This is a genomic window from Sphingomonas sp. PvP055 (assembly GCF_040546365.1).
GTDB lineage: Bacteria > Pseudomonadota > Alphaproteobacteria > Sphingomonadales > Sphingomonadaceae > Sphingomonas > Sphingomonas echinoides_A.
Window position 1 is genome coordinate 1715127 of record NZ_JBEPNS010000001.1, and the last position, 25107, is coordinate 1740233.

Sequence of the window (25107 nt, forward strand, 5' to 3'; positions counted from 1 at the left end):
GCGGGGCAGCAGCTTCACAGTCGGGTCACTTCGGCCGCGAGCGTGTAGCCGCCGCCCCATACCGTCTTGATCAGGTCAGGCGTTTTGGGGTCGGTTTCGATCTTGCGACGCAGACGGCTGACCTGATTGTCGATCGCGCGGTCGAACGCGGCGGCCTCGCGCCCTTGCGTCAGGTCGAGCAACTGGTCGCGCGTCAGCACCTGACGCGGGCGCGTGACCAGCGCGTGGAGCAGATTATACTCGCCGGTCGACAGCGGAACCGACACGCCGTCGCGGTCGACCAGCGTGCGCTCCCCCGATTTGAGGACCCAGCCGGCGAAGGCGAAAGACCCCGTTTCCGGCGCATGGTGTCGCACGCCCCCGGCCGCCGCGCGCCGCAGGATCACCTTGACCCGCGCGGCGAGTTCGCGCGGCGAGAAGGGTTTCACGACATAATCGTCCGCGCCCATTTCGAGCCCGACGATCCGGTCGGTTTCCTCGGTGCGGGCGGTCAGTAGGATCACCGGGATCTCGCCGGTCTCGCGGATATGGCGGGTGAGGCTCAGCCCGTCCTCGCCCGGCATCATGATGTCGAGGATGACGAGATCGATCGCATAGGCGTTCATCCGCGCGCGCGCGGCCTCGGCATCGCCCGCCTGAGTCACGCGAAAACCCTGCCGAGTCAGATATTGGGCGAGCGGCTCGCGGATCGAGCGCTCGTCGTCGACGAGGAGCAGGTGCGGTGAGTCGCGCGGAGGATCGGGGTTCGGCATGCTGTCGTGCTCGAGAAGAGGGATGGCGGCGCCGCTATTGCGCGGGCGGGGGCGACGGCGTCGTGGAGGCGTCCGCTGCGTCGCCGCGCCCGCTGGCCTGTCGGGCGCGGGCGGCGTCGGCCCAGCTCTTCATCTCGGCGGCGCTGATCTGCCCATCGCGATCGGCGTCGATACGGTCGAAGCGATTGCCCGCCTGGACCAGATATTCGGAGCGGGACAGTTTGCCGTCATGATCCGCATCCGCGCGCGTCATCATCCGCGCGCCGGGGCCGGCCATTTCATCGGGGGTGAGAAATCCGTCATGGTTGAGATCGAGCCGGTCGAACCGCTGGCTTGCCTGCGCGTCCGCCTCGGCGCGGGAGATCTTGCCGTCCATATTGGCATCCGCGCGCGCCATACCCGCCATCGGGCCCGTCATCCGGCCCGCCATCCGATCGCCGCCACGTGGCTGCGGCGTCGCGGACGGCTGTTGCGCGCTGACGCCGAAGGGCACCGCCAGGATCATCGCGCTCGCCACGAACAGATGCTTGTGCATTACCAGTTCCTTCCCGGGGGGCGGGTCCAGAGGCCGTACGCCCGCGTGCCGATGCTTGCGCTTTTGGAGCGTAGCCGTCGCCGGTTTATGTCGGCAATCCGCGAAACTGTATCAAAATGTCGCGAAATGCCGCCGGATCGGGCGCCTCAGCCGAAGATCGCGACGCTTTGCATGGCCTGCGCGACAGGCTCGCCGTCCGCGTTCCACACCATCATCGTCTGGCTCGATCCGCCCGCGACCGCATGCTCCGATCGCGCCGACAGCAGCCACCAGCCGTCGGTCGTGCGCGGGGTCGGGGTAAGCAGGTTGACGATCCAGGTGAGCGAACTGAGCGGCACGAAATCCTTGCCGAACAGCTTGAACGCGGCGGGGGGCAGCGCATCGCCGATCGCCATCAGCTCGACCATCGGGTCGATCCCGCTGTGGTCGCGCAGCCGCGCCCAGCGCAACCACTCCGCCGCGCCTAGGCAGCGGTCACCGTCCTGCTTGAGATCGAGGAAGTTGAAGTTACCGGTGAAGAACTCGTCCGGGCCGGTGTAGAGCGTGGCGTCCGCCGCCGGGGGCGGCAGCGGCTTGCGCAAACCCCCTTGCAGATCGACGCGCGACGGATGCCCGTCCATGAACACGAACGTCGCGCGATAGCCTAGACCCGCCTCCGAGTGGATGTCGGCCTGAATGAACGCAGCGGTCCGCCCGCGCCGCAGCTTGGTCGCGGTCACCGTGATCTCGCCCGCCAGCGGCCCGATGAACGCCACTTGCGCGGAGCGCAGCGGCGGCAGATCGGGCTCGACGCCTTGCGCCGCGTGCAGCGCAAGCGCGCTCGACAGGCCGCCATAGGCCGTTCGGCCTTGCAGCCAGTCGGACGGCACCGTCGCGCGAAACCCGCTATCGACCGGGGTTGCGGCGGCGAGAATGTCGGCGATCGGCGTCATGCCGACAACCGGTCGCGCAGCTCGCGCTTGAGAACCTTGCCGATCGCGCTGCGCGGAAGTTCGTCGATCGCGTGGAGCGCGGACAGGCGCTGCGTCTTGCCGAGCCGCGCGTTGGTCCAGTCGAGGATGTCCGCGATCGGCGCGTCCACCCCGGTATGCGGCACGTAGAAACCGACCGGCGTCTCGCCCCAGGCCTCGGACGGAACGCCGATCACGCTGCAATCCGCGACCGCGGGATGTTGCGACAATACCGCCTCGAGGTCGGTCGGATAGACGTTGAACCCGCCCGAGATGATCAGGTCCTTCTTGCGGTCGAGCAGCGTCAGGAACCCGTCCGCGTCGAACCGCCCGACGTCCCCGTGGCGAATGAAGCGGTTGCCCGCCGCATCGAACCATTCGGCCGCCGATGTTGCTTCGGCGCGCCCGTGATAGGCGGTCATCATCGCGGGCGATCGGCCGACGACTTCGCCGATCTCGCCCTGCGCGACTTCGCGACCGTCGTCGTCGATCAGGCGGATGTCATGCCCCTCGACCGGGCGACCCACCGTGTGGAGCTTGTCCGGATGCGCGTTCGCGACGAGCAGGCACGTGCCGCCGCCCTCGGTCATCCCGTAATATTCGACCAGCAGTCCCGGCCAGCGCGCGACGACATCGGCCTTGAGCGCGGCGGGGAAGGGCGCGCTGGTGCAGGTCTTGAACGCAAAACGCGACAGGTCGAACCGGTCGAAATCGGCGAGCGCCATGATCCGGCTGCACTGGACGGGGACGAGCATCGTGTGCGTCGCGCGGTGGCGTTCGGCGAGCTGGCAAAAGCCGCGCGCGTCGAACTTCTTCATCAGCACGACCGTCCCGCCCCAGCCGAGCGTCGGCAGGAAGCTGACCAGCGTGGTGTTCGAGTACAGCGGGGTCGCGATGATTGTCACCGCGTGCGCGAACCCGGCGGCTTCGTTGCGGCTGATATGCGCCCAGCGCATCGCATGGCTCTGGACGATCCCCTTGGGCGTGCCGGTGGTGCCCGAGGAATAGATGATGTTGAACGGGTCTTCCGGCGCGATCGTCACCGGCTGCGGGCGGGCACCGTCGGGCGCGATCCAGTGGCCGAGCGACTTCAGGTGGACGAGCTTGCCGGGGATGCGCTCTCCCCCCATCGCCGCGGCGGCGTCCGCATCGATGAAGGTGATCGGCGCGGCGCAATCCGCGATCATCGCGACGATCGCCTCGGGTGTGGCGGAGGGGGCGATCGGGGTGGCGACGCACCCGGCGCGAAGCGCGCCGAGGAAGACCGCGGCATAATCGATACTCGCCGCCCCGACGATCGCGACCGCATCGCCCTGCCGGACGCCGTCGCGCTGGAGCGCGGCGGCGATGCGGTCCATCAACGCGTCGAGCGCGGCATAATCGATCTCGCCACCCGCCTCGGCGAGTACGACCTTGTCGCCGCGTTCCTGCGCGTGCGCGCGGATCAGGTCGGGCAGGGTGGCGAAGTCGCTGGCGAGGAGGGCGGCGGCGGTCATGAAGCCTCGTTTCGGAATCCGGACATTCGAGTCTGCTAGGGCAGATGAGGGTAGAACGCCATACGGGGCGTTCGAACGGCAAGTTCGGGCACCCGATACGGGTCGAACTCCCCACCGCCGTTCGAGCTGAGCGAAGTCGAAGCCGAAGCGCCGCGCCGGCCCTTCGACTTCGCTCAGGGCGAACGGGGGGTGACTAACGCGCCGCCGCAGTCTGCCCGAACAGGATCTTCTTCGCTTCTTCGGTCATCGGTTTCTGCTCGCTGACCGCGGCCCCCTTGGCGTAGGCCGTGACGGTCGCGGGCCGCGCGGCGATCGCCTCGAACCAGCGTTTCACATTGGGGAAATCCTCGAGCGTCTGGCCCTGCCGCGCATATGGCACGATCCACGGATACGCCGCCATGTCGGCGATCGAATAACTGCCGGTGATGAAGTCGCGTCCCTCCAGCCGCCGGTCGAGCACGCCGTACAACCGATTGGTTTCCTTGACGTACCGGTCGATCGCATACGGAATCTTCTCGGGCGCATAGCCGCTGAAATGATGGTTCTGTCCAAGCATCGGCCCAAGCCCGCCCATCTGCCACATCAGCCACTGGACCGTCTCGGTCCGCCCACGCACATCAGTGGGAATGAACTTCGCGTATTTGTCGGCGAGGTACAGCAGGATCGCGCCGGATTCGAAGATCGCGATCGGCTCGCCGCCATCGGCCGGATCGTGATCGACGATCGCGGGCATCCGGTTGTTGGGCGCGATCTTGAGGAAGTCCGGCTGGAATTGTTCGCCCGTCCCGATGTTGACCGGCACGATCCGATACGCGACCCCGGCTTCCTCGAGGAACAGCGTGATCTTGTGGCCATTCGGCGTTGGCCAGTAATGCAGGTCGATCATGCGCGCAGGCTCCTGTTGTGTCGGGCGGAAGATGGGGAGACCGTTACGCCTGCGCAATCGCGTCCGGCGCAGAGGCGACACGGTCCAGCACTTTCCACACCACGATGACGAGCGCCGCAAGCGCGAGACCGGCGGCGAGCAGGAACGCCGCACCGACGAAGCCGTGGTCGACTCCAGCGGCGAGCGCCTGCGTCATCAGCAACGGACTGAGGATCGAGGCGATACTGCCGAGGCTGCCCAGCCCGCCCTGCAACGCGCCCTGCCGTTCCGGCCCGACCATCCGCGACAGCAGCCCGTTGACCGCAGGCCCGACGAACCCGGACAGCGCCGCGATCGGCATGAGCGCATAGGCCTGCCACCCGGCAGTGACGAAGGCGAACGCGAGAAAGCCCGCCGCATCCGCCGCCAGCCCGATCACCAGCGCCCGCCGATCGCCGATCCGCGCGATCACCGGGCCGATGACGAGGCCTTGCACCAGCGCCATGATCAGCCCGATGTACGCGAGGCTCCATCCGATTGCGCTCGGGCTCCAGTCGAAACGGATCGTCGCCCAGAACGCCCAGGTCGCCGGATAGACCATGTGCGAGAGCTGATAGACGAAGCAGGCCGCGAGCAACGGGACCGCGATGCGCACCGCGAACAAGGGTTTGAAGGCGCCGACGATATGCGCGTCGCGCCAGTAGAACGCGCGGCGATGGTCGCGCGCCAGCGTCTCGGGCATGGCGACCGCCATCACCGCCGCGTTGCCGAGCGCGAGCACCGCTGCCGCGATGAACGGCGCGCGCGGCCCCATGCCCGCGAGCAGTCCGCCGATCGCGGGGCCGATCACGAAGCCGATCCCGAACGCCGCGCTGATATAGCCGAAGGCGGCGCTCCGGCGTTCGGGCGGGGTGACATCCGCGATCACCGAGCTCGCGGGACCATAGACCGCGCCCGCAATCCCCGCGACGGTCCGGCCGAGGAACAGCCACGCCAGCGTCGGCGCAATCGCCATCAGCGCATAATCTACCCCGAAGGCGAGCATCGACGCGATCAGCACCGGGCGCCGCCCGAAGCGATCGCTGAGGTTGCCGAGTACCGGCCCCGCGACGAATTGCGCGAGCGCGAAGGCGACGAGCATATAGCCCGCAACGCGCGTCGCCGCTTCCAGATCGATATGGCCGAGCTGTCGCAGCAGCGTCGGGAACACCGGCATGACGATCCCGAAGCCGATCGTATCGATCAGCACCGCGGCGAGCACGATCGGCATGGCACGCGTATTGGATGGCATTGGACGGTCCCCCCCGGGATCGCGAGTTTACGTTGCGTTTTATAACGCGCGACTCTTTTCGTAGCTCTACCGGAACGGTGCCTGACGACCGATGCTCTGCGTTGGCAGGAGACTAGGGTTACAGGCGCCGCCCGCTGCGGCCCTGGACTCCGACTTTTGCGAGACCTCTGCAAATCATAGCTGTTCTCCCGCGAAGGCGGGAGCCCAGGAGTTGCAAGAGCTGTAAGCTGTTGTTCTGCTTGGCCCTGGGTTCCCGCCTTCGCGGGAAAACAGCAAAGGACGGTTCCGCAAACCAACCTTCGCAGAAGTCTTGCTTTCGCAGGAGAACGGCCGTGATGCGCCGTCTTTGTGCTTCCCATCTTGCCCGAATTATGGCATCGCCCCGCCATACCCGATCTTCAGTTTTACGAACCAAGGACAGGTTTCATGGCAACCGCGCCCGAACTCGATACTCCAGCGACCGCGCTCGACGCCTTTCGCGAAGAGGCGCGCACCTGGCTCGCCGAGAATTTTCCGGCTGCGCTCAAGGGCAAGGACAATGCGATGTCCGCGCTCGAGGGGCCGAGCGATCCCTCCGCCGATGAAGTCGCGTGGCAAAAGGCGATGGGCGAGAAAGGCTGGGGCGTCCCCGGCTGGCCCGCGGCCTACGGTGGTGGTGGCCTCGACAAGGCGCAGATCCGCGTCCTGAACGAGGAAATGGCGCGGATCGGCGCCTGGAACCCGATCGGCGGGATGGGCGTGATGATGTTCGGCCCGACGCTGCTAGAATATGGCACCGAGGAGCAGAAGCGCGAGCATATCCCCGCGATCGCCAAGGGCGAAGTGCGCTGGTGCCAGGGCTATAGCGAGCCCAACGCCGGGTCCGATCTCGCCAACGTCCAGACCTATGCCGAGGACAAGGGCGATCATTACCTCGTCAACGGCCAGAAGACCTGGACCAGCGGCGGGCAGTGGGCGGACAAATGCTTCGCGCTCGTCCGCACTGACAAGAGCCAGAAGCACGGCGGGATCAGCTTCCTGCTGCTCGACATGACCGCCGAGGGCGTCGACGTGAAGCCGATCCGGATGATCTCGGGCCAGTCCCCCTTTTGCGAGACCTTCTTCACCGACGTGAAGGTGCCCAAGGGCAATCTGGTCGGACGCGAGGGGCAGGGCTGGGAAATCGGCACGCGACTGCTCCAGCATGAACGCTCGAGCCTGTCGGGCGGCGGGTCCGCCTCGCGGCTGTTCGCGGGCAAGCCGGTCAACGCGCTCGCCAAGGATTATCGCGGGACCGACGCGGAGGGCCGCGTCAACGACAGCGATCTGCGGATGCGGATCGTCCGCCACGAAATGGACGCGCGCGCCTTCGCGCTGACGCTGCGCCGCGCGGCGCTCGAAGCGAAATCGAACCAGGGGCCGTCCGCGGCGACCTCGATCATGAAGAACGTCGGTGCCCGGATCACGCAGGATCGCGCCGAATTGTCGATCGAGATCATGGGGATGGCCGGTCTCGGCTGGGAAGGCGACGGCTTTACCGACGAAGAGCTCGCGCAGACCCGGACCTGGCTGTGGGGCAAGGCCGTGTCGATCTACGGCGGCTCGACCGAGATCCAGAACAACGTGATTTCCAAGCGCATCCTCGGGATGCTCGACCACCAGTAACATCGGATAGGCGGCCGCAGCCGCGGCGCGCCGGAGAGGGGCGGGGTGAAGGATGGCTGAAGCCATTCTCCCCCGCTTTCTTCCAACCTTTAGCGAGGGATAGCGACATGGCCGTACTCAACGACGAACAGACGATGCTGCGCGACATGGTGCGCGAGTGGGCGGACAATGAATCGCCCGTCGCCGCGTTCCGCAAGATGCGCGAAGCCGCCCCCGCCGAAGGATACGATCCTGCCACCTGGTCGACGCTGGGTGAAATGGGGCTTGCCGGGATCGTCATTCCCGAGGCGTTCGGCGGCACGGGCTTTGGCTATCTGTCGCTCGGGCTGGTGCTGGAGCAGCTCGGTCGCAATCTTGCGGCCTCGCCTTTGGCGGCAAGCGCGGCAGCGGCGAGTGCGATCGTGCTGGGGGAGTGGGAGGCTGCGCGGACGGAATGGCTCCCGCAGATCGCCAGTGGCGCGGTCGTCGCGGCGCTCGCGGTGGACGAGGGGCCGGTCCACGATCCGGCGCGTATTGCAACTACGGTAGTCGACGGAAAGCTCAGTGGAACCAAGGCGTTCGTGGCGGAGGGTGACAGCGCGACGCTGTTCGTCGTCGCGGCAACCGACGGTCTGTATCTCGTCGCGGGCGATACCGGGGTTACGCGGCACGCGCGTTCCATGGCGGATTCGCGAAGCCATGCCGAAGTCCGCTTCGACGCCGTTCCCGCGGTGCGACTCGGCGATGCAACGCTGACCGCAAAGGTCATCGATCGCGCGACGGCGGTGCTCTGCGCCGAAATGCTTGGGATGGCGGAGCAGGCGTTCCATACGACCAACGATTATCTCAAGACCCGCGTCCAGTTCGGGCAACAGCTCTCGACCTTCCAAGCGCTCCAGCACCGTATGGCGAAGCTGTTCACCGAACTCGAGCTGATGCGTTCGGCGGTCGAGGGGGCACTGGAGGCGATCGATGCAGGGCGTTCCGATCTCGACCAGTCGGTCAGCCTCGCCAAGGCGATCGCGAGTGACACGCTCAACCTGATGAGCCGCGAGATGATCCAGCTGCATGGCGGGATCGGCATGACCGACGATTACGATGCCGGCTTCTACATCAAGCGCGCGCGCGTGCTGGAAGCGATGTGGGGCAACGGCGCCTACCACCGCGAGCGATTTGCGCGCCTAAACGGCTATTAATCCGGCACGATCGGCGGCGAACGTGCGTCATCTGGCGGCGAAACGACGTTAAAACGACGTTTAGAAGGAGCGTTCTGGCCAGTTCGGACGCATATTTCCTATGTCATTTATGCCACAATCGGAAATTGTCTCGTGCCAAGGCGTTTTCTGGTGCTTGACGGCGCTAAGATGAGGGGGCATTCGAGGATAGGGTACGGAACCGATCAGCGTTCCGATCCGGGGAGAGATCAAGATGCCCAATACGCGGTATTTGGTGGCGTGCGCGCTTTCGGCTCTGGCGATCGGGACGACCAGTCCGGCGATGGCCCAGCAGGCGCCGCCACCTGCAACAGCACCAACGCCCAGCCCGCAGAGCAGCGACAGTCAGGACGACACCGGTCAGGATATTATCGTGACCGCTCAAGGCCGTGCACAGTTGCTCGCCAACGTTCCGGTCGCGGTTTCGGCGGTTTCCGCCGCCTCGCTCGCCAATTCGGGCGCCAACGACATCCGCCAGTTGAGCCAGCTCGCACCCTCGCTCCTGGTCTCCTCGACCGGTTCGGAAGCGAATGGTTCGCCGCGGATTCGCGGTATCGGTACGGTTGGCGATAACCCCGGCCTCGAAAGTTCCGTCGCGGTCTTCATCGACGGTGTGTACCGCTCCCGCGCAGGCATAGGCCTCAACGAACTCGGAGAAATCGACCGGGTCGAGGTGCTGCGCGGGCCTCAGGGAACGCTTGGAGGCCGCAACGCTTCGGCGGGCGTCATCAACGTTTTCTCGAAGAAACCAAGCTTCACCTTTGGCGGCAATGCCGAGGCAACCTACGGTAATTACGATTTTTATCGCCTCGCCGGCGCCGTGAACGTCCCCCTGACGCAGACGATCGCAGCGCGGGTTGATGCGGTCTACGTCAAGCGCGACGGCTTCTACCGCGACACCACCAACAACACCGACATCAACAACCGCGACCGCTACTTCGTGCGTGGCCAGATCCTGTATCAACCGAGCGCGGACTTCTCACTCCGGCTGATCGCCGACTACACGCATCGCGACGAGAAATGCTGCGCCGCGACCTATGTCGACAACTCGGTCAATTCATTCGTCGGCAATCTCAACAATCCGTCGACGCCGCTGTCGCCGTTGCAGGGTACGGGCAACAACATCGTCAACGTGTTACGCGATCTCGGCCAGCCGTTGGCGCGGATCAACAACGCCGGCTACAGCCGCGATGTGAGCGTCAGCCGGGGCCGCAGCTTCGGCGGGATCACCACTGACAAGGGGATTTCGGGCCAGATCGATTGGACGCTCGGCGGCGTCAACCTGACCTCGATCACCGCGTACCGCGAGTATAAGAGCGACCAGGGATCGGACACCGACTATAGCACGGTCGACATCCTGTACCGCGCGGCGGACGGCAATTCGTTGCGGCAGTTCAAGACCTTCACTCAGGAATTGCGGTTGCAGGGCAATCTGTTCGACAACAAGCTCGACTGGCTCGTCGGCGGATATTTCGCGAACGAAGACCTGACCGTCACCGACAATCTACGGTTCGGCAGCCAATATGGCCGGTTTGCAACGTGCCGGATCGTGTCGGGCGGCGGGCTTGCGGCGCTCTATTCGCCAACATCGCCTGCGTGCCTTGGTGCGCGTCCGGCGGCGTTCGGGGCGGCATCGCCGTTGGTCTATGCTGCGTTCGACCGGCTCGACGGGATTAACGACAAGGGCTCCACGCTCGATCGTTACACTCAGAACAGCCGGAACTACGCAATCTTCACGCACAACATCATTCATCTGACCGACCGCCTCGATGTCACGCTGGGCGTACGCTATACCAACGAAACCAAGAAGTTCGCGGCCACCTTCGGCAACGACAACACCGCCTGCGTCGCCAACCAGGCCGCGCTGACGCCGTTCCTCACCAACGCCGGCTTGGCGGCGGTAGCTGGCGGCATCATTGGCCTGTCGTGCCAGGGCAATTCGACCGCTGAACTCAACGGCGTGTCGATCAACAGCAAGCGCAGCGAGGATCGCTTCAGCGGCACCGGCATCCTGTCGTGGCGTCCGTTCGACCATATGCTGCTCTACGGCAGCTATTCGCGTGGGTATAAGGCGGGCGGGTTCAACCTTGATCGTTCCGCGCTCAAGAACCCGATCCAGGTCTTCAACGGTGCTCCCACGACCACCTTCGCATCGGTCGGCGGTGCGCAGGCGCTGGTCGGCAACCTCCAGTTCGACCCGGAGACGGTGACCTCCTACGAAGTCGGCGCGAAATACGGGACTGGGCCGTTCACGCTGTCGGCGGCGGCGTTCCGGCAGGAATTCAGCAACTTCCAGTTAAACACCTTCAACGGCACGGTCTTCTTGGTCCAGAACGTCAATGGCTGCACCACCAGCCTGAACGGCGGGGACCGGGATCTCAGCGCAACGACCGGGCGGTGCGCGAGCGGCGATACCAGCTATGGCGTGCTGTCGCAGGGTATCGAACTGGAGGCTTCGCTCGTCCCGATGCGCGATCTTCGCGTCAATCTGGGCGGGACCTATCAATCGACCAAATATCGCAACGACGTGGTCGGCAACAGCAACGGTGCGCCGCTCGATCCCGCGCTCCGCGTACTGCCCGGTAGACAGCTCTCGAACGCACCCAAGATCGTCGTGACGAGTTCGGTCGCTTGGACTCCTAAGCTCGGCGACAGTGGTCTGTCGGCGCTATTCTACATCGATAGCCGTCTGAGCGACAATTATAACACGGGCTCGGATCTATTCCCGCAGAAGGGGCAGGACAGCTTTGCCTTGTTCAACGCCCGCGTCGGTCTGCGTGGTCGTGAGGAGCGCTGGGCGGTCGAGTTCTGGGGGCAGAACATCTTCAACAAGAATTACGCCCAGGTCGCGTTCAACTCGCCGTTCCAGCAGGGTACGACGAGCGCACCCTATGTCGATCCGCGCTATCCTGGCGGTCGGCAGCTCTTCTCGCAGTTCCTCGCCGAACCGCGGACCTATGGCGTGACGCTGCGCGGCAAGTTCTGATCGCGTAACGCGACATTCCGGCGGGAGACTTCCCGTCCACCTTCAAGCCGCTGCCTGGCGTAAGCCCCGGGTAGCGGCTTTTTCATGGATGGCATCGCGCCCGTGCTGCCCTATGGTCGTGCGATGCCAAAGCGTATCAGCACCAGTCCTCCCAAGGGTCTTCCGACCCGCGAACAGATCCTCGATTTCATCGCCACGTCCGATGTCCCCGCCGGCAAGCGAGAGATTGCGCGTGCCTTCGGGTTGACCGCGCAGGACAAGATCCTGCTGAAGGCGTTGCTCAAGGACATGGCCGACGAGGGGTTGATCGACAGCGCCCCGGGCCGCGCCTTCCACAAGATGGGCGGCGTGCCGAAAGTGACCGTGCTGCGTATCATGGACGTGGATGACGGCGGCAACATCTGGGCGGTGCCCGAACGCTGGGAGTCGGAGACGCCCGCGCCCAGGCTCCGCGTTCGTGAGCGCAAGAACGGGGCGCTGGGTGTCGGCGATCGTATCCTCGCGCGCACCGAGGAAGCGGGGCAGGGCTGGATCGCGCTCCCGATGAAGGTGCTGCCGCGGGGCGAGGAACTCGTCCTTGGCGTATTGCGCCAGGAACCGGGCGGCATGTGGCTGCAAGGCGTCGAGAAGAAGGAGCGGCAGGAATATCCGGTGTCCGACGCTGGCGGCGCGCAGGCGGGCGACCTGGTGCTGGCGGAACGGGCGGGGCGGCCACCGCGGATCACGGTGCGCGTGACGCAGGTGCTGGGCGATCCGTTCGCGCCGCGCAGCTTCTCGCTGATCGCGATCCACAAGCTCGGCATTCCGGACGCGTTCTCGTCGGAAACGCTGGACGAGGCGGTTCGCGTCGCGGCGCAGCCGCTGGGCGACGACCGCGAGGATCTGCGGCATTTGCCGATCGTCGCGATCGATCCCGCCGACGCGCGCGACCATGACGATGCGGTGTGGGCGATGCCCGACGACGACCCTGCCAATGATGGCGGCTGGAAGGCGATCGTCGCGATTGCGGACGTCTCTTTCTATGTGCGTCCGGGGTCGTCGCTGGACCGTGAGGCGCGGCGACGCGGGAACAGCGTGTATTTCCCCGATCGTGTCGTGCCGATGCTGCCCGAAAGCCTGTCGGCGGAGATGTGTTCGCTGAAGCAGGGCGTCGATCGTGCCGCGCTGGTCTGCCATTTGCGGATCGGCAAGGACGGGACGCTGCTCTCGTGGCGCTTCACCCGCGCGGTGGTGCGGCTTGCGGCGAACCTTGCGTATGAGGACGCACAGGCGATGGTAGATGGTCTTAAGCCCCTCCCCTTCAGGGGAGGGGTTGGGGGTGGGGCCGTGCCTGCTTCCGACGGCTTGACTGCTGCACTGCCCCACCCCAACCCCTTCCCTGAAGGGGAGGGGCTTAAGGGCCAGGCCGGCGCCCTCCCTGAAGGGGAGGGGCTTGACCCCATCCTTGCCGCGCTCCTTCCGCTGTGGGACTGCTGGCGCGCGCTCAATAAGGCGCGCGAGGCGCGGGCGCCGCTCGATCTGGATTTGCCCGAACGCCGCGTGATGCTCGACGAGATGGGGCGGATCCTGTCGGTCGCGCCGCGGGAACGGCTCGATGCGCACAAGTTGATCGAGGATTACATGATCGCCGCCAACGTCGCGGCGGCGAAGGCGCTCGAAGCGAAAAAGGCGCCGGTAATGTACCGCGTCCACGAACAGCCGAGCCGCGAGAAGATCGTTGCACTGAAAGAGTATCTCAAGACCTTCGGGATCGACTTCGCGCTGGGGCAGGTCATCCAGCCGCGCACGTTCAACCAGATCCTAGCGAAGGTCGTGGATGACGATGCGCGGCCGCAGATCATGGAGCAGGTGCTGCGGACGCAGACCCAGGCCTATTATGCCCCTGCCAACCTGGGGCATTTCGGGCTGGCGCTGGGAAGCTATGGGCACTTCACCTCGCCGATCCGGCGCTATGCCGATCTGCTCGTCCATCGGTCGCTCGTGGCCGCCTATGCGTTGGGGCCGGGCGGGCTGACCGACGGCGAGACCGCCGGCATGGAGCGGATCGGGCAATCGATCTCGCAGTTCGAGCGGCGCGCGATGGAGGCCGAGCGCGACACGATCGACCGCTACGTCGCCGCATTCCTGGCGGAGAAGGTCGGCGAAGTGCTCGAGACGCGGATCACCGGCGTCACCAACTTCGGGTTTTTCGCCACGGTTCAGGGGATTGGCGGCGACGGCCTGATGCCGGTCCGCGACATTGGTGGGGAGTATTTCCGGTTTGACGAAGCGTCGCGGACGCTGACGGGCGACCAGACCGGCACGGTTTACGCCAGCGGTCAGAAACTGCCGCTAAGACTGGCAGAAGCGAACCCGGTGTCTGGCGCCTTGCGGTTCGAGATGGTTGATGGGCGTTGTGCCGCCGCGTCGTCGACCGAAGACCGTGGCAGGCGGACGGGCAAACCACCCGCACGCGTCCTTAAACGCCGTGGGCGTCCCGCCAACATTCGCCATCAGGGCAAGAAGCGGTAAACGGCGTCCGCGCTATCGATGTGCCTCATCCTAAAAGCCATCTGGGCGACTTTGGCAAAAGGACGAAATTGGTCTGCGCGCGTCTATGATAGGCGGACAGTCCGAATACCGCGACGGCGCGGAACAGGGTGGGAATGTGGCCGCAGCGCGAAAGGTAAAGACTGGCTCGCCGCGGATTTCGCTGCCGCGTCGCGCGAAAAAGCGACCCGATGGTCTCAAACGCGTAATGCCGCAATCCAGTTGGCTGCGCCATTTCGACGATGTCGAGGCGCTGGCCGGGATGGGGTCATGGCGGCTCGATCTGGCAAGCGCGACGATGGAATGGACTCGCCAGGCGTGTCGTCTGTTCGGGCTGGACCCCGACATGCACAGTCCGGCATGGGACCGTTTCCTGACGTTCTATCCCTTCAACGACCGCATGGTCCTGATGCAGGCGATCGATCGCGCGATTGATACCGGCAAGTCTTTCGAAGTCGAAACCGATATCTTCACTGAAGACGGGCAACGTCGCCGCATCCGTAATGTCGGCAAGGTGGATATTCGCGAAGGCGAGGCGGGGTGCCTGATCGGCGTGTGTCAGGACGTGACCGCGCAGCGTGAGATCGAACGCGCGCTGGAACGCAGTGCGCTCGTCGATGAACTGACCGGGATCGCCAACCGCGCGGCGCTCAACCAGTATCTTAACGACCGAGTCGACAAGCGACAGGCATCGGACGGGTTGGCGGTCGTCCTGCTCGACCTGGATAACTTCAAGTCGGTCAACGATACGTACGGGCACCATACCGGCGACGACGTGCTGCAACGGACCGCGCAGACGCTTGCGACCCATGCGGAAGCGATTGGCTTTGCCGCGCGTCTTGGAGGGGACGAATTCGTGCTGGCGATCACCGCGCGCGACACGATCGAGCGCCTTCGCCTGTTCCTGGCGACGTTGCTGAGCGATCTTTCGGTGTCCGTGAACGGTGACGCCGGAACGATCGTCGTCCGTGCTACGATGGGGGCGTGTCTGCTCGACGACGGGATCACGACCCGCAGCGATATTTTGCGGCGAGCTGACCTGTCGCTCTACAATGCCAAGGCGTTGGGGAAGGGGCGGGCGATGGTAGCGGGCGACTTGCGGCCGATCATGCCGGTCGATTCCGGAACCTGCTGAAGCCAGCTTGGTCTGCAACGCCGAGACCGAAGCTTCGCGATACCTGCTCGAGTTTTATAGCCTACCGTCTGAGCGGACGCCGTTCGTCCAGCAAGTTGCGGATCGTCGTGGCGGCGACCCCAGCTTCGCCTATCGCGTGGCTGATCTGGTCGAGGCCTTTCACCACATCTCCCGCTGCGAATAGTCCAGGAATCGATGTCCTTTGGTGGTCGTCGACTTCGAGGCATCCGTCCGCCGTTGCCCGCGCGCCGGCCGCCACCGCCAGCGCCGAGCGGATCGTCGATCCGAGCGCGGGGTACACGCTGTCGAAGGTGAGTTCCCCGCCCGGGGTGGTCACCGCCATCGCGTCGCCCGCGATCCGCATCGGCGAGCAAGGTCCGTCGACATGGACGATCCCGGCTTCGTCCAGCTTTGCCTGACAAGCGGCGTCGAGGTCGTGCCGGGCACCCGGCGCGATCAACGTGACATCCCTGGTGTAGCCGCGGAGGAAGAGCGCTTCCTTCATCCCATGATCGCCCGTGCCGATCACGCCGACGCGCTTGTCGGTGACCTCATACCCGTCGCAAATCGGGCAGTAGCGGATCAGCCCGCGGGCTAGCGCATCGTCGTGGACCCGTGGGTCCATTTCAGGCCGGATATTGACGACTCCGGTTGCCAGCAGCACCGACCGGGCCGGGACCGACCGGTCGCCAATCCGAACGTCGAAATCCTCGCCGACCCGGACAATCTCGGTCACCTCCGCCGTTTCGCAGACCGCTCCAAATTCCTCGGCCTGTTTGCGCATGCGGCGCAACAACTCGGTTCCCTTGATCCCCCCGGGATAGCCTGCGTGATTGTGGGTTCTGGGGATCATGGCTGCACGGCTGCTGCCACAATCGAACAGTCGGATCTTCAAATGGAAGCGCGCGAGATAGATCGCAGCGGTAAGACCGGCCGGACCGGCGCCGATGATGATGCAATCGTCCATGGCTGCGATACGCGTACGCAAGCGTAACGTTCCGCCGTCTGGCTGGCAGCATCGGCCCGGTTCGATAATCGGATCGGGTCGTGCTTGACCTAGGGCACGTCCGCGACGACGACCGCGCAACTACCGACCCTTTTGAACCCCGCGTAGAGAGCAGGACCTATGACCTTCGCCGCCACCGTCCTGACGCTCTATCCAGAGATGTTCCCCGGCCCGCTGGGTATCTCGCTGGCGGGGCGTGCGCTGGGGGAAGGGAAGTGGAGCCTCGACGCGCGCAACATCCGCGACTTCGCAACCGACAAGCATCGCACCGTCGACGAGACCCCGGCGGGCGGCGGCGCGGGGATGGTGCTCAAGGCCGACGTCCTTGCCGCGGCGATCGACAGCGTCGCGACCGGCGCGCCGATCCTTGCGATGACCCCGCGGGGTCGCCCGCTCACGCAGGCACGCGTCCGCGACCTTGCGCAAGGGACAGGCGTCACGATCCTGTGCGGTCGGTTCGAGGGGTTCGACGAACGCATCTTTGAAGCGCGGGGCATCGAGGAAGTGTCGATCGGCGACTACGTTCTTTCGGGCGGCGAGATGGGCGCGCTGGTGCTGCTCGACGCTTGCATTCGGCTGCTTCCCGGCGTAATGGGCGCGGCTTCTAGCGGTGATGACGAGAGCTTCGAAAGCGGTCTTCTCGAATATCCGCAGTACACCCGACCATATGAATGGGAAGGGCGCATGATCCCCGAAGTGTTGCGATCGGGGGATCATGCGAGGATTTCGGCATGGCGCAAGCACATGGCCGAGACTGATACACGGCTACGGCGGCCGGATCTGTGGGAGCGCCATGAGGGTGCTCGGGTCCAACCGCCCTCTGGCGCGCGACGACAGACGAAGGACGCATGAGATGAATCTCATCCAGACGATCGAAGCCGAGAACATCGCTAAGTTTCTCCAAACCAAGCAGATCCCCGAATTCCGCCCTGGCGATACGCTCAAGGTCGGCGTGAAGGTTGTCGAAGGCGAGCGCACCCGCGTCCAGAACTACGAAGGCGTGTGCATCGCGCGTTCGAACAAGGGCATGGGCAGCAACTTCACCGTACGGAAGATTTCGTTCGGTGAGGGTGTGGAGCGCGTCTTCCCGCTGTATTCGCCGAACATCGACAGCATCGTCGTAGTCCGCAAGGGCGCGGTGCGTCGTGCGAAGCTGTACTATCTGCGTGGCCGCACCGGCAAGTCGGCGCGTATCGCAGAGCGTCGCGACACGCGTCCTGCAAAGGGCACTGCCGCCGCCGAGTAATCGGTCGCTTTGCCTAAAGGCTTCGGAAGGGCGCGAGAACTTCGGTTCTCGCGCCCTTTTTGGTCTAGAGTCTCGAACGAAGAGTAGCGATCTCGCGCATTACGTCGCGCAAGTCACTTCGCCACCTGCATTCGGTCGTAGCTGACGGTCGTTCGAATTTGCCCGGACTTGCCCAGCATCGACCCTGCCATCACGCTGGCAGAGGTCTCTGGGACCACCTTCCCCGTCGCCAACACCCGGTAATGATTGGTGACATCCATGCTTTGGACCGAAGCGACCATCATCATCCGAAACGCCTTATCCGATACGAAGCGGATCCTTTCGACGAACGGCGTCGGACCCTTGACGTTGACCAGTGCCTCTGCGCGCGTATCTGCGGAGGCATCGTGCGATCCAACCCTGAACGTTCCCGCCGGGAGACTGGCGTAGCGATACGTCACATAACCCGGCACCGTGTCACTCCGCGTCGCAGGGGCACCCAACCACGTGGCCAGTTCACCATAAGACGGCACCGGCCCGGGCTTCGACTTTCGCGACTGCGCGAGTTCTTTCGCTGTCGGCGCGTGTCCGTCTACGCTGATGAGCGACCATGACTCTTTGGGTGGGCGGCGTGGGTCGAAACGTTCGACGAACACTTTCCGCGCAGCCCCTGTCCGCTCAAAGACGATCGTGCGCTCGAAGGTGTACGCATCCGCTAGCGCTGCCCTGACCCCGGCCAGCAGCTTGTCCTGCAGCGCATCGGCCTGCGCGACCCCGGGGAAGCTGAATGCCAGAGTCAGGCAAACGGTGCGATGTGGTAGAAAATGGGTCATCGTGTCCCGGTCTAACAAGTTGCTAGTATATTTCATGGTCTCACAACTGCCGCAGATCATCTCGTGCAAGACCTTGTTGGGTCAACCTTTCTCGCCGCTCTTACGTTCCCCATCGACCAGTGGCGGAAGGCCACGCGACGTGGTCAGACCACCCGCAACCCCAATTCCCCAAGCAATTGCCCGGCCTGTTCGCGCGAGATCGTCGCGCCGCGGAACTGGCGCGCGTCAATCAGCGCGATCCCGCCGAGATCCGCGCCGCGCAGGTCTGCAGCGTCGAAGCGGCATCCCGCCACGCCCGCGTCGCGCAGGCTGCACGCCTCGAAGACGGTCGCGCGAAAGTCGCTCTTGCGCAGATCGGCCTGACTAAAATCGATCTTACGCAGCGTCTGTTTGCGAAAGGAGAAGCCCGGCATTTTCGCATTGATCAGCAAAACCTCGTTCAGAGTCAGGTCGAAGGCCTTGACGTCGGACAGGTCTGCACCGGTTAGCTTGCACCGTGCGATGTGCGCACCCGAGAGCGTGGCGTTCCGAAATACCGCATTGTTAAAGTCGCTTGCTTCGAACCTTGCCTCGCCAAGGTCCGCCCGAAGAAAGCCAGCGAAGGCCGCGCGGCAGGACGACCAGCGCGTGCCTTCAAGCCGCGCGCCCGCAAAGGTCGTCCTACGGAGACTGCATCGCTCGAAAATCCAACGGTTGAGATCAAGCGCGGACAGGTCGATATCGTCAAGCACGCAATCAAGCAGGTGCATCGGCGCCTTCGCGCCCGCGAGCCTTTCTATTTCGGAGCGGTCGAGTTGCTGGCCGGTGATAGTCCGGGGGACGGCGGGATCAGTCATTAAACCGGCATAGGACAAGACCGCCGTCATGACGACGGGCAGGTGGGTATCGCGCCATTCCGCTTTTGCGTATGGCTTGGCCCGTCGCCCCGGCGTGGGCGGCACTTCCGGGGGATCGATGGCAGACGTCGCTACATTTACGGCCGTCGAACCCGACGGCGCGCCGCGGATCGCGGTGCTTGATATTCTTCGCGGGATTGCGATCCTCGGCATATTGTTCATGAACATCAACGATATGGGGCAATCGCTTGCTGCCTCGTTTGATGATATTCGGCATCTCGGCTGGTCCGCGATCGATCAAGTGGTGTGGTGGCTCCGCGAAGTGCTCGCGATGGGCACGGCCCGCGCGCTGCTCGAAATGCTGTTCGGCGCGGGGATGGTGATCCTGACCGACCGGTTCGCCACCCAGGCCGAGGAGTCGGTCGTGTTGCGGCGCTACTTCGCGCGCAACATCGTGCTGCTGGTGTTCGGGCTGGTGCATGTCTTCGTGCTGCTATGGCCGGGCGACATCCTCCATACCTATGCGATTGCCGCGATGGTCGCGTTCCTGTTCCGCCAGTTGCGCGCACGCGCCTTGCTGTTCCTGGGGTCGAGCATGGCGGTGTTCTTCCTGATCGGGGGCGGGCTCACGTACAGCGCCAACGTTTCCAACGCCACGGACGTGCATCGGGTCGAAGCGCGCGCGCGGGCTGGCGAGGGTCTGACGCCGGCTGATCGGACCGTGCTCGCACGACGGGCGGCAAGGGCCGCGGCGCAGGCCCGAATCACCGCCGACGTGAAGGCGCGGATCGATGCCGAGGACACCGCGCGCAAGGGGACCTTCGCGACATGGGCAGCGCAACAATGGGCGACCTTCACGTACACCGAAGGGCAGGGGTTCGAAGGTCTGTTCGTGTGGGAGGCCGCCGCATCGATGCTGATCGGGGCGGGACTGTACCGCTTGGGCGTCTTGCAGGGGTTGCGGTCGCCGCGCTTCTACGCCGCGCTCGCGCTGTGCGGCTATGCGGTCGGGCTGCCGTTGCGGCTGCTCGAGGCCTATGAGGGCACCCGGTTCGATGGTGCACCGCAGATCAGCATGGCGACGAGTGAAATCGCGCGGCTGGCGATGACGCTGGGGCATCTTGGGCTGGTCAACCTGCTCGTGACGACCGCCCTCGGCGCGCGCCTGTTGCGACCGTTCGTCGCGGCGGGGCGCACGGCATTGACGATCTATATTGCGCAGACGTTGATCTGCCTGTGGGTGCTGTATCCGCCGTTCATGCTGGGGCTGTACGGCACGATGAGCTGGACCGGGCTGATGCTGACCGCCTTGATCATCAACGCCGGGTTGCTGGTCGGCGCGAACCTGTGGGTGCGCTGGTTCCGGATCGCGCCGGTCGAATGGGCGTGGCGCTCGTTGCTCGAATGGCGCGCGTTGCCGTGGCGCAATGGTGCGAGCACGCTGTCGTGATGTGACGGTAGCAGAGGCCTTTACGCGAAGCTCCGCCGCCGCGATAAGCCCGCGTGGCCTGCCTTCGTCAGGCCCGACAATTGCGGGACTGGAGATGCGGGATGCGGGCGACTTGGGCTTTTGCGGGCGTGATGCTCGCGTGTGCAGCGGTGCCTGCAATGCCTGCTGAGTCTGCGGCGGACAAGCTGACGCTGACCAAGGTGTTCGGCAGCCCCGACCTGTCGGGCGTCCAGCCGCGTGGCGTCAAGCTGTCGCCCGATGGGACGTTGCTGACGTCGCTTCGCCCGCGCGCGGACCAGAAGGAGCGCTTCGACCTGTGGGCGCGCGACACGCGCACCGGGCAGGAGCGGATGCTAGTCGATTCCAAGAAGGTCGGCTCGGGCGCGGAACTGTCCGAGGCGGAGAAGATGCAGCGCGAACGCGCACGCATCGCCGGGTCGAAGGGCATCGTCGCCTATGACTGGGCTCCCGATGGCAAGACGATCCTCGTGCCGATCGACGGCGACCTGTATCTGGCGGGCCTCGACGGCACTACGCGGCGGCTGACCAATGCGCCGGGCGACGGTGCACTCAACCCGATCATCAGCCCCAAAGGCGGGTTCGTCAGCTTCGTGCGCGGGCAGAATTTGTTCGTCCAGCCGCTCGGCGGCGGCGATGCGCGTGCCGTCAGCAGCGATGGCGGCGGGACGGTCCATTGGGGTGAGGCGGAGTTCGTGGCCCAAGAGGAAATGGACCGCCGCACGGGCTATTGGTGGTCGCCGCAGGACAGCCACATCGCGGTCGAGCGGTTCGACGAGGCCCCCGTCGGCGTCGTCACGCGCGCCGCGATCGGCGCGAACGGGACCAAAGTCTATGACCAGCGCTATCCCGCCGCGGGCACGCCCAACGTTGCGGTTGCGCTGTACGTGATGAAGGCGGACGGGTCGGGGAAGGTCAAGGTCGACCTCGGCAGCAATCCTGACATCTATCTCGCGCGCGTCGACTGGACGCCCGACGGCAGCGCGTTGCTCGTCCAGCGCGAAAGCCGCGACCAGAAGACGCTCGACATGCTCCGCGTCGATCCGGCGACGGGTAAGGCGACCGTGCTGTTTACCGAGAATTCGGGGACGCGCAGCTGGCTCAACCTGTCCGACGCCTATCGCCCGATGAAGGACGGGAGCCTGATCTGGCGTTCGGAGCGGACCGGCTTCGGCCACCTCTACCGCTTCGCGAGCGGCAAGTGGACCGCGCTGACCAAGGGCGACTGGGTCGTACAATCCCTGCTCGGCGTGGACGAGGCCAAGGGGCGGCTGTTCTTCACCGGCAACAAGGACGGCGTGCTCGAACAGCACCTTTATTCGGTCGACATCGCGCATCCGAACCAGATCACGCGGCTGACCGAAGCGGGCTGGTGGAACAACGGCACGATGGACGAAGCCGCGACGCGGATGATCGTCTCGCGCTCCAGCCCGACGCAGCCGACGCAGGTCTATCTGGCGGACGCGGGCGGCAAGCGGCTCTCTTGGATCAACGAGAATGCGGTCGTGCCGGGGCATCCTTATTACCCCTATCTGGCGGCGCATCAGCAGACCAAGTTCGGGACGATCAAGGCGGAGGACGGGACCGAGCTCTATTATGAGATGATCACCCCGCCGCTCGAGCCGGGGAAGAAATACCCCGTCTTCTTTCAGCATTACGGCGGCCCCGGCACCGGGCAGCAGGTCACGCGCGGCTGGGGCGGGGCGTTGCCGCAATATCTGGTGCAGCACGGCTATATCTATTTCCAGATCGACAATCGCGGCTCGTACAATCGCGGCAAGGCGTTCGAAGATCACATCTATCGCGCGATGGGGACGGTCGAGGTCGCCGATCAGCTCGCGGGGGCGAAGTTCATCAAGAGCCAGCCGTTCGTCGATCCTTCCAAGGTGGCGATCTATGGCTGGTCCTATGGTGGGTATATGACGCTCAAGATGCTCGAGGCGAACCCGGGGGTCTATGCCGCGGGTGTGTCGGGGGCGCCAGTGACGCAATGGGATCTGTACGATACCCATTATACCGAGCGCTACATGGGCTCGCCGGTCGCGGACAAGCAGGCGTATGTTGCTTCGGACGCGCTGGGGAAGGCTCCTGCGATCAAGGATCCGTTGCTGCTGATCCACGGGATGGCGGACGACAATGTCGTGTTCACCAACTCAACCGCGTTCGCCGCGCGGATGCAGGCGACCGCGACGCCGTTCGAGATGATGTTCTATCCGGGCTATACGCACCGGGTCGGTGGGCCGGGGGTCAGCGAACATCTGTGGGGGACGATCCTGACGTTCCTGGATCGGAACGTGAAGGATAAAAAGTAAGGCGGGCTGCACTGCGGCTGATGAAGGCCGGGTGACTCCCATCTCCGTCATCCCCGCGAAGGCGGGGATCCATTGATACTGATGCTCTCCGTGCTGCGAGACCAGCCAGTATGGATTCCCGCCTGCGCGGGAATAACGGGGAGGGGACAACCCTCCGCCTCCTCTAGCGCTGCCCCCTCTAGCCTCGGACGCGCCGCTCTCATAAAGCGCGGCCTCATGCGCTTCCTTACCACCTTCCACTTGTGGCCGTTCCTCGACACGGTCGTCAGCTATCTGACGGCGTTCGTGCTCGGCACGCTGATCGGTGCGGAGCGGCAGTATCGTCAGCGGACGGCGGGGTTGCGCACCAACGCGCTGGTGGCGCTCGGCTCTTCCGCGTTCGTCGATCTCGGGCAGCGGCTGGGCGGCGACGTCGAGTCGATCCGGATCATTGCCTATGTCGTGTCGGGGATCGGTTTCCTCGGCGCTGGCGTGATCATGAAAGAAGGGATGAACGTCCGCGGCCTCAACACCGCGGCGACCTTGTGGTGCTCGGCCGCAGTCGGGGCGATCGCCGGGAGCGACATGATCGCGGAGGCGGTACTGCTCACTGGCTTCGTCATTCTTGCCAACACGATGCTGCGGCCGCTTGTCGACGCGATCAACCGCATCCCGCTCGAAGGGCGCAGCGTGGAGGCGACGTACAGCGTCACGATTACCACCGATGCGGACGAGGCGGGGCCGATGGGCGACTTGCTGACCGACCATCTGGAGACGGCGCAGCTGCCCGTCGCCGAGCTCGATATCGTCAATCGCGGCGAGGGCCGGGTCGAGATTGTTGCGAAGCTCGTCAGTACCAATATAGCGGTGAGCGAACTCGACGCGCTGACCGATCACCTTGCGACGGTGCATGGAATAACCCATGCGACCTGGCAGGCGCGCACGCACGATTAGCAAAGCCGATAGACGTCCGCGCGTAATGACGCTACGGGCGCGTTCCGAATTGGAGGAAGTCATGGGTTACAGGATCGTGGTCGCGGGCGCGACGGGCAACGTCGGGCGCGAGATGCTCAACATTCTGGCGGAGCGCGAATTCCCGCTGGCGGATATTGCGGTCGTCGCGTCGTCGCGCAGCCAGGGCGACGAGGTCGATTTCGGCGAGACCGGGCGCAAGCTCAAGGTCCAGAACATCGAGAATTTCGATCCGACCGGCTGGGACATGGCGTTGTTCGCAATCGGGTCGGACGCCACCAAGATCCATGCGCCGCGCTTTGCCGCCGCTGGCTGCACGGTGATCGACAATTCGTCGCTGTACCGGATGGACCCGGACGTGCCGCTGATCGTGCCCGAGGTGAACCCCGACGCGATCGCGGGCTATACCAAGCGCAACATCATCGCGAACCCCAACTGCTCGACCGCGCAGATGGTGGTGGCGCTCAAGCCGTTGCACGATGCCGCCCGGATCAAGCGCGTCGTCGTCGCGACCTATCAATCGGTGTCGGGCGCGGGCAAGGCGGGGATGGACGAACTGTTCGAGCAGTCGCGCAACATCTTCGTCGGGGACCCGGCAGAGGCCAAGAAGTTCACCAAACAGATCGCGTTCAACGTGATTCCGCACATCGACAGCTTCCTCGACGACGGGTCGACCAAGGAAGAGTGGAAAATGGTGGTCGAGACCAAGAAGATCCTCGATCCCAAGATCAAGGTCACCGCAACCTGCGTGCGCGTGCCGGTGTTCGTCGGGCATTCGGAAGCGATCAACATCGAATTCCATGACGAGATCTCGGCGGAGCAGGCTAAGAAGATCCTGCGCGAGGCGCCGGGGGTGATGCTCGTCGACAAGCGGGAAGACGGCGGATACGTCACCCCGGTCGAGTGCGTCGGTGAATATGCCACCTTCATCAGCCGCGTGCGCGAGGATTCGACTGTTGAGAACGGGCTGTCGCTGTGGTGCGTGTCGGATAACCTCCGCAAGGGCGCCGCGCTCAACGCGGTGCAGATTGCGGAGCTGCTCGGGCGGCGGTATCTGAACAAGGGGGACTGAGCTTCTTTGAGCCGATGATAGCTTCGTG

General features: G+C 64.8%; 20 protein-coding genes. 11 read left to right on the forward strand and 9 right to left on the reverse strand.

Annotated elements, in window-relative coordinates:
• Positions 1 to 14 precede the first annotated feature (14 nt).
• The 6 genes from ABIC16_RS08320 to ABIC16_RS08345 all read right to left on the reverse strand — a co-directional run bounded on the left by ABIC16_RS08320 (position 15) and on the right by ABIC16_RS08345 (position 5889).
• Positions 15 to 752 carry a response regulator gene (locus tag ABIC16_RS08320; RefSeq protein WP_277970338.1) on the reverse strand — a complete coding sequence of 246 codons (738 nt, stop codon included), beginning with the start codon at positions 750 to 752 and terminating at the stop codon, positions 15 to 17.
• A 34-nt stretch (positions 753 to 786) separates the two neighbouring features.
• Positions 787 to 1287, reverse strand: coding sequence for an EF-hand domain-containing protein (locus tag ABIC16_RS08325; RefSeq protein ID WP_277970337.1), 501 nt, complete (start codon positions 1285 to 1287; stop codon positions 787 to 789).
• Between the two features lie 146 nt (positions 1288 to 1433).
• Complete coding sequence (locus tag ABIC16_RS08330; RefSeq protein WP_354290722.1) at positions 1434 to 2219, reverse strand: thioesterase family protein; 786 nt, start codon at positions 2217 to 2219, stop codon at positions 1434 to 1436.
• Positions 2216 to 3733 (reverse strand): class I adenylate-forming enzyme family protein, encoded by a 1518-nt coding sequence (locus ABIC16_RS08335; RefSeq protein WP_354290723.1) that lies wholly within the window; start codon positions 3731 to 3733, stop codon positions 2216 to 2218. The genes ABIC16_RS08330 and ABIC16_RS08335 overlap by 4 nt, the downstream gene beginning before the upstream one ends.
• A gap of 193 nt (positions 3734 to 3926) precedes the next feature.
• Positions 3927 to 4619 carry a glutathione binding-like protein gene (locus tag ABIC16_RS08340; RefSeq protein WP_354290724.1) on the reverse strand — a complete coding sequence of 231 codons (693 nt, stop codon included), beginning with the start codon at positions 4617 to 4619 and terminating at the stop codon, positions 3927 to 3929.
• A gap of 43 nt (positions 4620 to 4662) precedes the next feature.
• Positions 4663 to 5889, reverse strand: a complete 1227-nt coding sequence (locus ABIC16_RS08345; RefSeq protein ID WP_354290725.1) for a TCR/Tet family MFS transporter — start codon at positions 5887 to 5889, stop codon at positions 4663 to 4665.
• A 426-nt stretch (positions 5890 to 6315) separates the two neighbouring features.
• Between ABIC16_RS08345 and ABIC16_RS08350 the strand changes: the two genes are divergently transcribed.
• The 5 genes from ABIC16_RS08350 to ABIC16_RS08370 all read left to right on the forward strand — a co-directional run bounded on the left by ABIC16_RS08350 (position 6316) and on the right by ABIC16_RS08370 (position 15376).
• Positions 6316 to 7533, forward strand: a complete 1218-nt coding sequence (locus tag ABIC16_RS08350; RefSeq protein WP_277971203.1) for an acyl-CoA dehydrogenase family protein — start codon at positions 6316 to 6318, stop codon at positions 7531 to 7533.
• A 107-nt stretch (positions 7534 to 7640) separates the two neighbouring features.
• Positions 7641 to 8708: an acyl-CoA dehydrogenase family protein gene (locus ABIC16_RS08355; protein ID WP_277971204.1), complete on the forward strand. Its 1068-nt coding sequence runs from the start codon at positions 7641 to 7643 to the stop codon at positions 8706 to 8708.
• 232 nt (positions 8709 to 8940) lie between these two features.
• Positions 8941 to 11712 carry a TonB-dependent receptor gene (locus tag ABIC16_RS08360; protein WP_354290726.1) on the forward strand — a complete coding sequence of 924 codons (2772 nt, stop codon included), beginning with the start codon at positions 8941 to 8943 and terminating at the stop codon, positions 11710 to 11712.
• Positions 11713 to 11835: 123 nt separating this feature from the next.
• Entirely contained in the window at positions 11836 to 14223 is a 2388-nt protein-coding gene (locus tag ABIC16_RS08365) for a ribonuclease R family protein (protein ID WP_354292280.1), read from the forward strand.
• Between the two features lie 226 nt (positions 14224 to 14449).
• Positions 14450 to 15376, forward strand: coding sequence for a sensor domain-containing diguanylate cyclase (locus ABIC16_RS08370; RefSeq protein WP_354290727.1), 927 nt, complete (start codon positions 14450 to 14452; stop codon positions 15374 to 15376).
• Positions 15377 to 15437: 61 nt separating this feature from the next.
• Here ABIC16_RS08370 and ABIC16_RS08375 read toward each other — a convergent pair whose 3' ends face one another.
• Entirely contained in the window at positions 15438 to 16343 is a 906-nt protein-coding gene (locus ABIC16_RS08375) for an NAD(P)/FAD-dependent oxidoreductase (protein WP_354292281.1), read from the reverse strand.
• 159 nt (positions 16344 to 16502) lie between these two features.
• Between ABIC16_RS08375 and trmD the strand changes: the two genes are divergently transcribed.
• Both trmD and rplS read left to right on the forward strand, forming a co-directional pair.
• The gene (gene trmD / locus ABIC16_RS08380) at positions 16503 to 17234 is read left to right on the forward strand and encodes a tRNA (guanosine(37)-N1)-methyltransferase TrmD (RefSeq protein WP_354290728.1); all 732 of its coding nucleotides are present in this window, start codon (positions 16503 to 16505) and stop codon (positions 17232 to 17234) included.
• A gap of 1 nt (position 17235) precedes the next feature.
• Positions 17236 to 17628 (forward strand): 50S ribosomal protein L19, encoded by a 393-nt coding sequence (gene rplS / locus ABIC16_RS08385; protein WP_354290729.1) that lies wholly within the window; start codon positions 17236 to 17238, stop codon positions 17626 to 17628.
• 113 nt (positions 17629 to 17741) lie between these two features.
• On the opposite strand, the gene ABIC16_RS08390 is transcribed toward rplS, so the two are convergent.
• Both ABIC16_RS08390 and ABIC16_RS08395 read right to left on the reverse strand, forming a co-directional pair.
• Positions 17742 to 18440 (reverse strand): hypothetical protein, encoded by a 699-nt coding sequence (locus ABIC16_RS08390; RefSeq protein ID WP_354290730.1) that lies wholly within the window; start codon positions 18438 to 18440, stop codon positions 17742 to 17744.
• 143 nt (positions 18441 to 18583) lie between these two features.
• Entirely contained in the window at positions 18584 to 19306 is a 723-nt protein-coding gene (locus ABIC16_RS08395) for a pentapeptide repeat-containing protein (protein WP_502958293.1), read from the reverse strand.
• A gap of 46 nt (positions 19307 to 19352) precedes the next feature.
• On the opposite strand from ABIC16_RS08395, the gene ABIC16_RS08400 reads away from it, so the two are divergent.
• The 4 genes from ABIC16_RS08400 (at position 19353) to ABIC16_RS08415 (ending at position 25079) form a co-directional block, all read left to right on the forward strand.
• Complete coding sequence (locus tag ABIC16_RS08400) at positions 19353 to 20726, forward strand: DUF418 domain-containing protein (RefSeq protein ID WP_354290731.1); 1374 nt, start codon at positions 19353 to 19355, stop codon at positions 20724 to 20726.
• Positions 20727 to 20827: 101 nt separating this feature from the next.
• Positions 20828 to 23056, forward strand: a complete 2229-nt coding sequence (locus ABIC16_RS08405; RefSeq protein ID WP_354290732.1) for a S9 family peptidase — start codon at positions 20828 to 20830, stop codon at positions 23054 to 23056.
• A gap of 216 nt (positions 23057 to 23272) precedes the next feature.
• Complete coding sequence (locus ABIC16_RS08410; protein WP_354290733.1) at positions 23273 to 23989, forward strand: MgtC/SapB family protein; 717 nt, start codon at positions 23273 to 23275, stop codon at positions 23987 to 23989.
• A 61-nt stretch (positions 23990 to 24050) separates the two neighbouring features.
• The gene (locus tag ABIC16_RS08415) at positions 24051 to 25079 is read left to right on the forward strand and encodes an aspartate-semialdehyde dehydrogenase (protein WP_277971212.1); all 1029 of its coding nucleotides are present in this window, start codon (positions 24051 to 24053) and stop codon (positions 25077 to 25079) included.
• The last annotated feature ends 28 nt before the right edge of the window (positions 25080 to 25107 follow it).

Coding starts and splice junctions, on each gene's coding strand:
- ABIC16_RS08320 (WP_277970338.1), bottom strand. CDS start 752: ATGCCGAACCCCGATCCTCCGCGCGACTCACCGCACCTGCTCCTCGTC.
- ABIC16_RS08345 (WP_354290725.1), bottom strand. CDS start 5,889: ATGCCATCCAATACGCGTGCCATGCCGATCGTGCTCGCCGCGGTGCTG.
- ABIC16_RS08335 (WP_354290723.1), bottom strand. CDS start 3,733: ATGACCGCCGCCGCCCTCCTCGCCAGCGACTTCGCCACCCTGCCCGAC.
- ABIC16_RS08415 (WP_277971212.1), top strand. CDS start 24,051: ATGGGTTACAGGATCGTGGTCGCGGGCGCGACGGGCAACGTCGGGCGC.
- ABIC16_RS08395 (WP_502958293.1), bottom strand. CDS start 19,306: ATGACGGCGGTCTTGTCCTATGCCGGTTTAATGACTGATCCCGCCGTC.
- ABIC16_RS08370 (WP_354290727.1), top strand. CDS start 14,450: ATGCCGCAATCCAGTTGGCTGCGCCATTTCGACGATGTCGAGGCGCTG.
- rplS (WP_354290729.1), top strand. CDS start 17,236: ATGAATCTCATCCAGACGATCGAAGCCGAGAACATCGCTAAGTTTCTC.
- ABIC16_RS08340 (WP_354290724.1), bottom strand. CDS start 4,619: ATGATCGACCTGCATTACTGGCCAACGCCGAATGGCCACAAGATCACG.
- ABIC16_RS08330 (WP_354290722.1), bottom strand. CDS start 2,219: ATGACGCCGATCGCCGACATTCTCGCCGCCGCAACCCCGGTCGATAGC.
- ABIC16_RS08375 (WP_354292281.1), bottom strand. CDS start 16,343: ATGGACGATTGCATCATCATCGGCGCCGGTCCGGCCGGTCTTACCGCT.
- ABIC16_RS08360 (WP_354290726.1), top strand. CDS start 8,941: ATGCCCAATACGCGGTATTTGGTGGCGTGCGCGCTTTCGGCTCTGGCG.
- ABIC16_RS08355 (WP_277971204.1), top strand. CDS start 7,641: ATGGCCGTACTCAACGACGAACAGACGATGCTGCGCGACATGGTGCGC.
- ABIC16_RS08405 (WP_354290732.1), top strand. CDS start 20,828: ATGCGGGCGACTTGGGCTTTTGCGGGCGTGATGCTCGCGTGTGCAGCG.
- trmD (WP_354290728.1), top strand. CDS start 16,503: ATGACCTTCGCCGCCACCGTCCTGACGCTCTATCCAGAGATGTTCCCC.
- ABIC16_RS08350 (WP_277971203.1), top strand. CDS start 6,316: ATGGCAACCGCGCCCGAACTCGATACTCCAGCGACCGCGCTCGACGCC.
- ABIC16_RS08390 (WP_354290730.1), bottom strand. CDS start 18,440: ATGACCCATTTTCTACCACATCGCACCGTTTGCCTGACTCTGGCATTC.
- ABIC16_RS08410 (WP_354290733.1), top strand. CDS start 23,273: ATGCGCTTCCTTACCACCTTCCACTTGTGGCCGTTCCTCGACACGGTC.
- ABIC16_RS08325 (WP_277970337.1), bottom strand. CDS start 1,287: ATGCACAAGCATCTGTTCGTGGCGAGCGCGATGATCCTGGCGGTGCCC.
- ABIC16_RS08365 (WP_354292280.1), top strand. CDS start 11,836: ATGCCAAAGCGTATCAGCACCAGTCCTCCCAAGGGTCTTCCGACCCGC.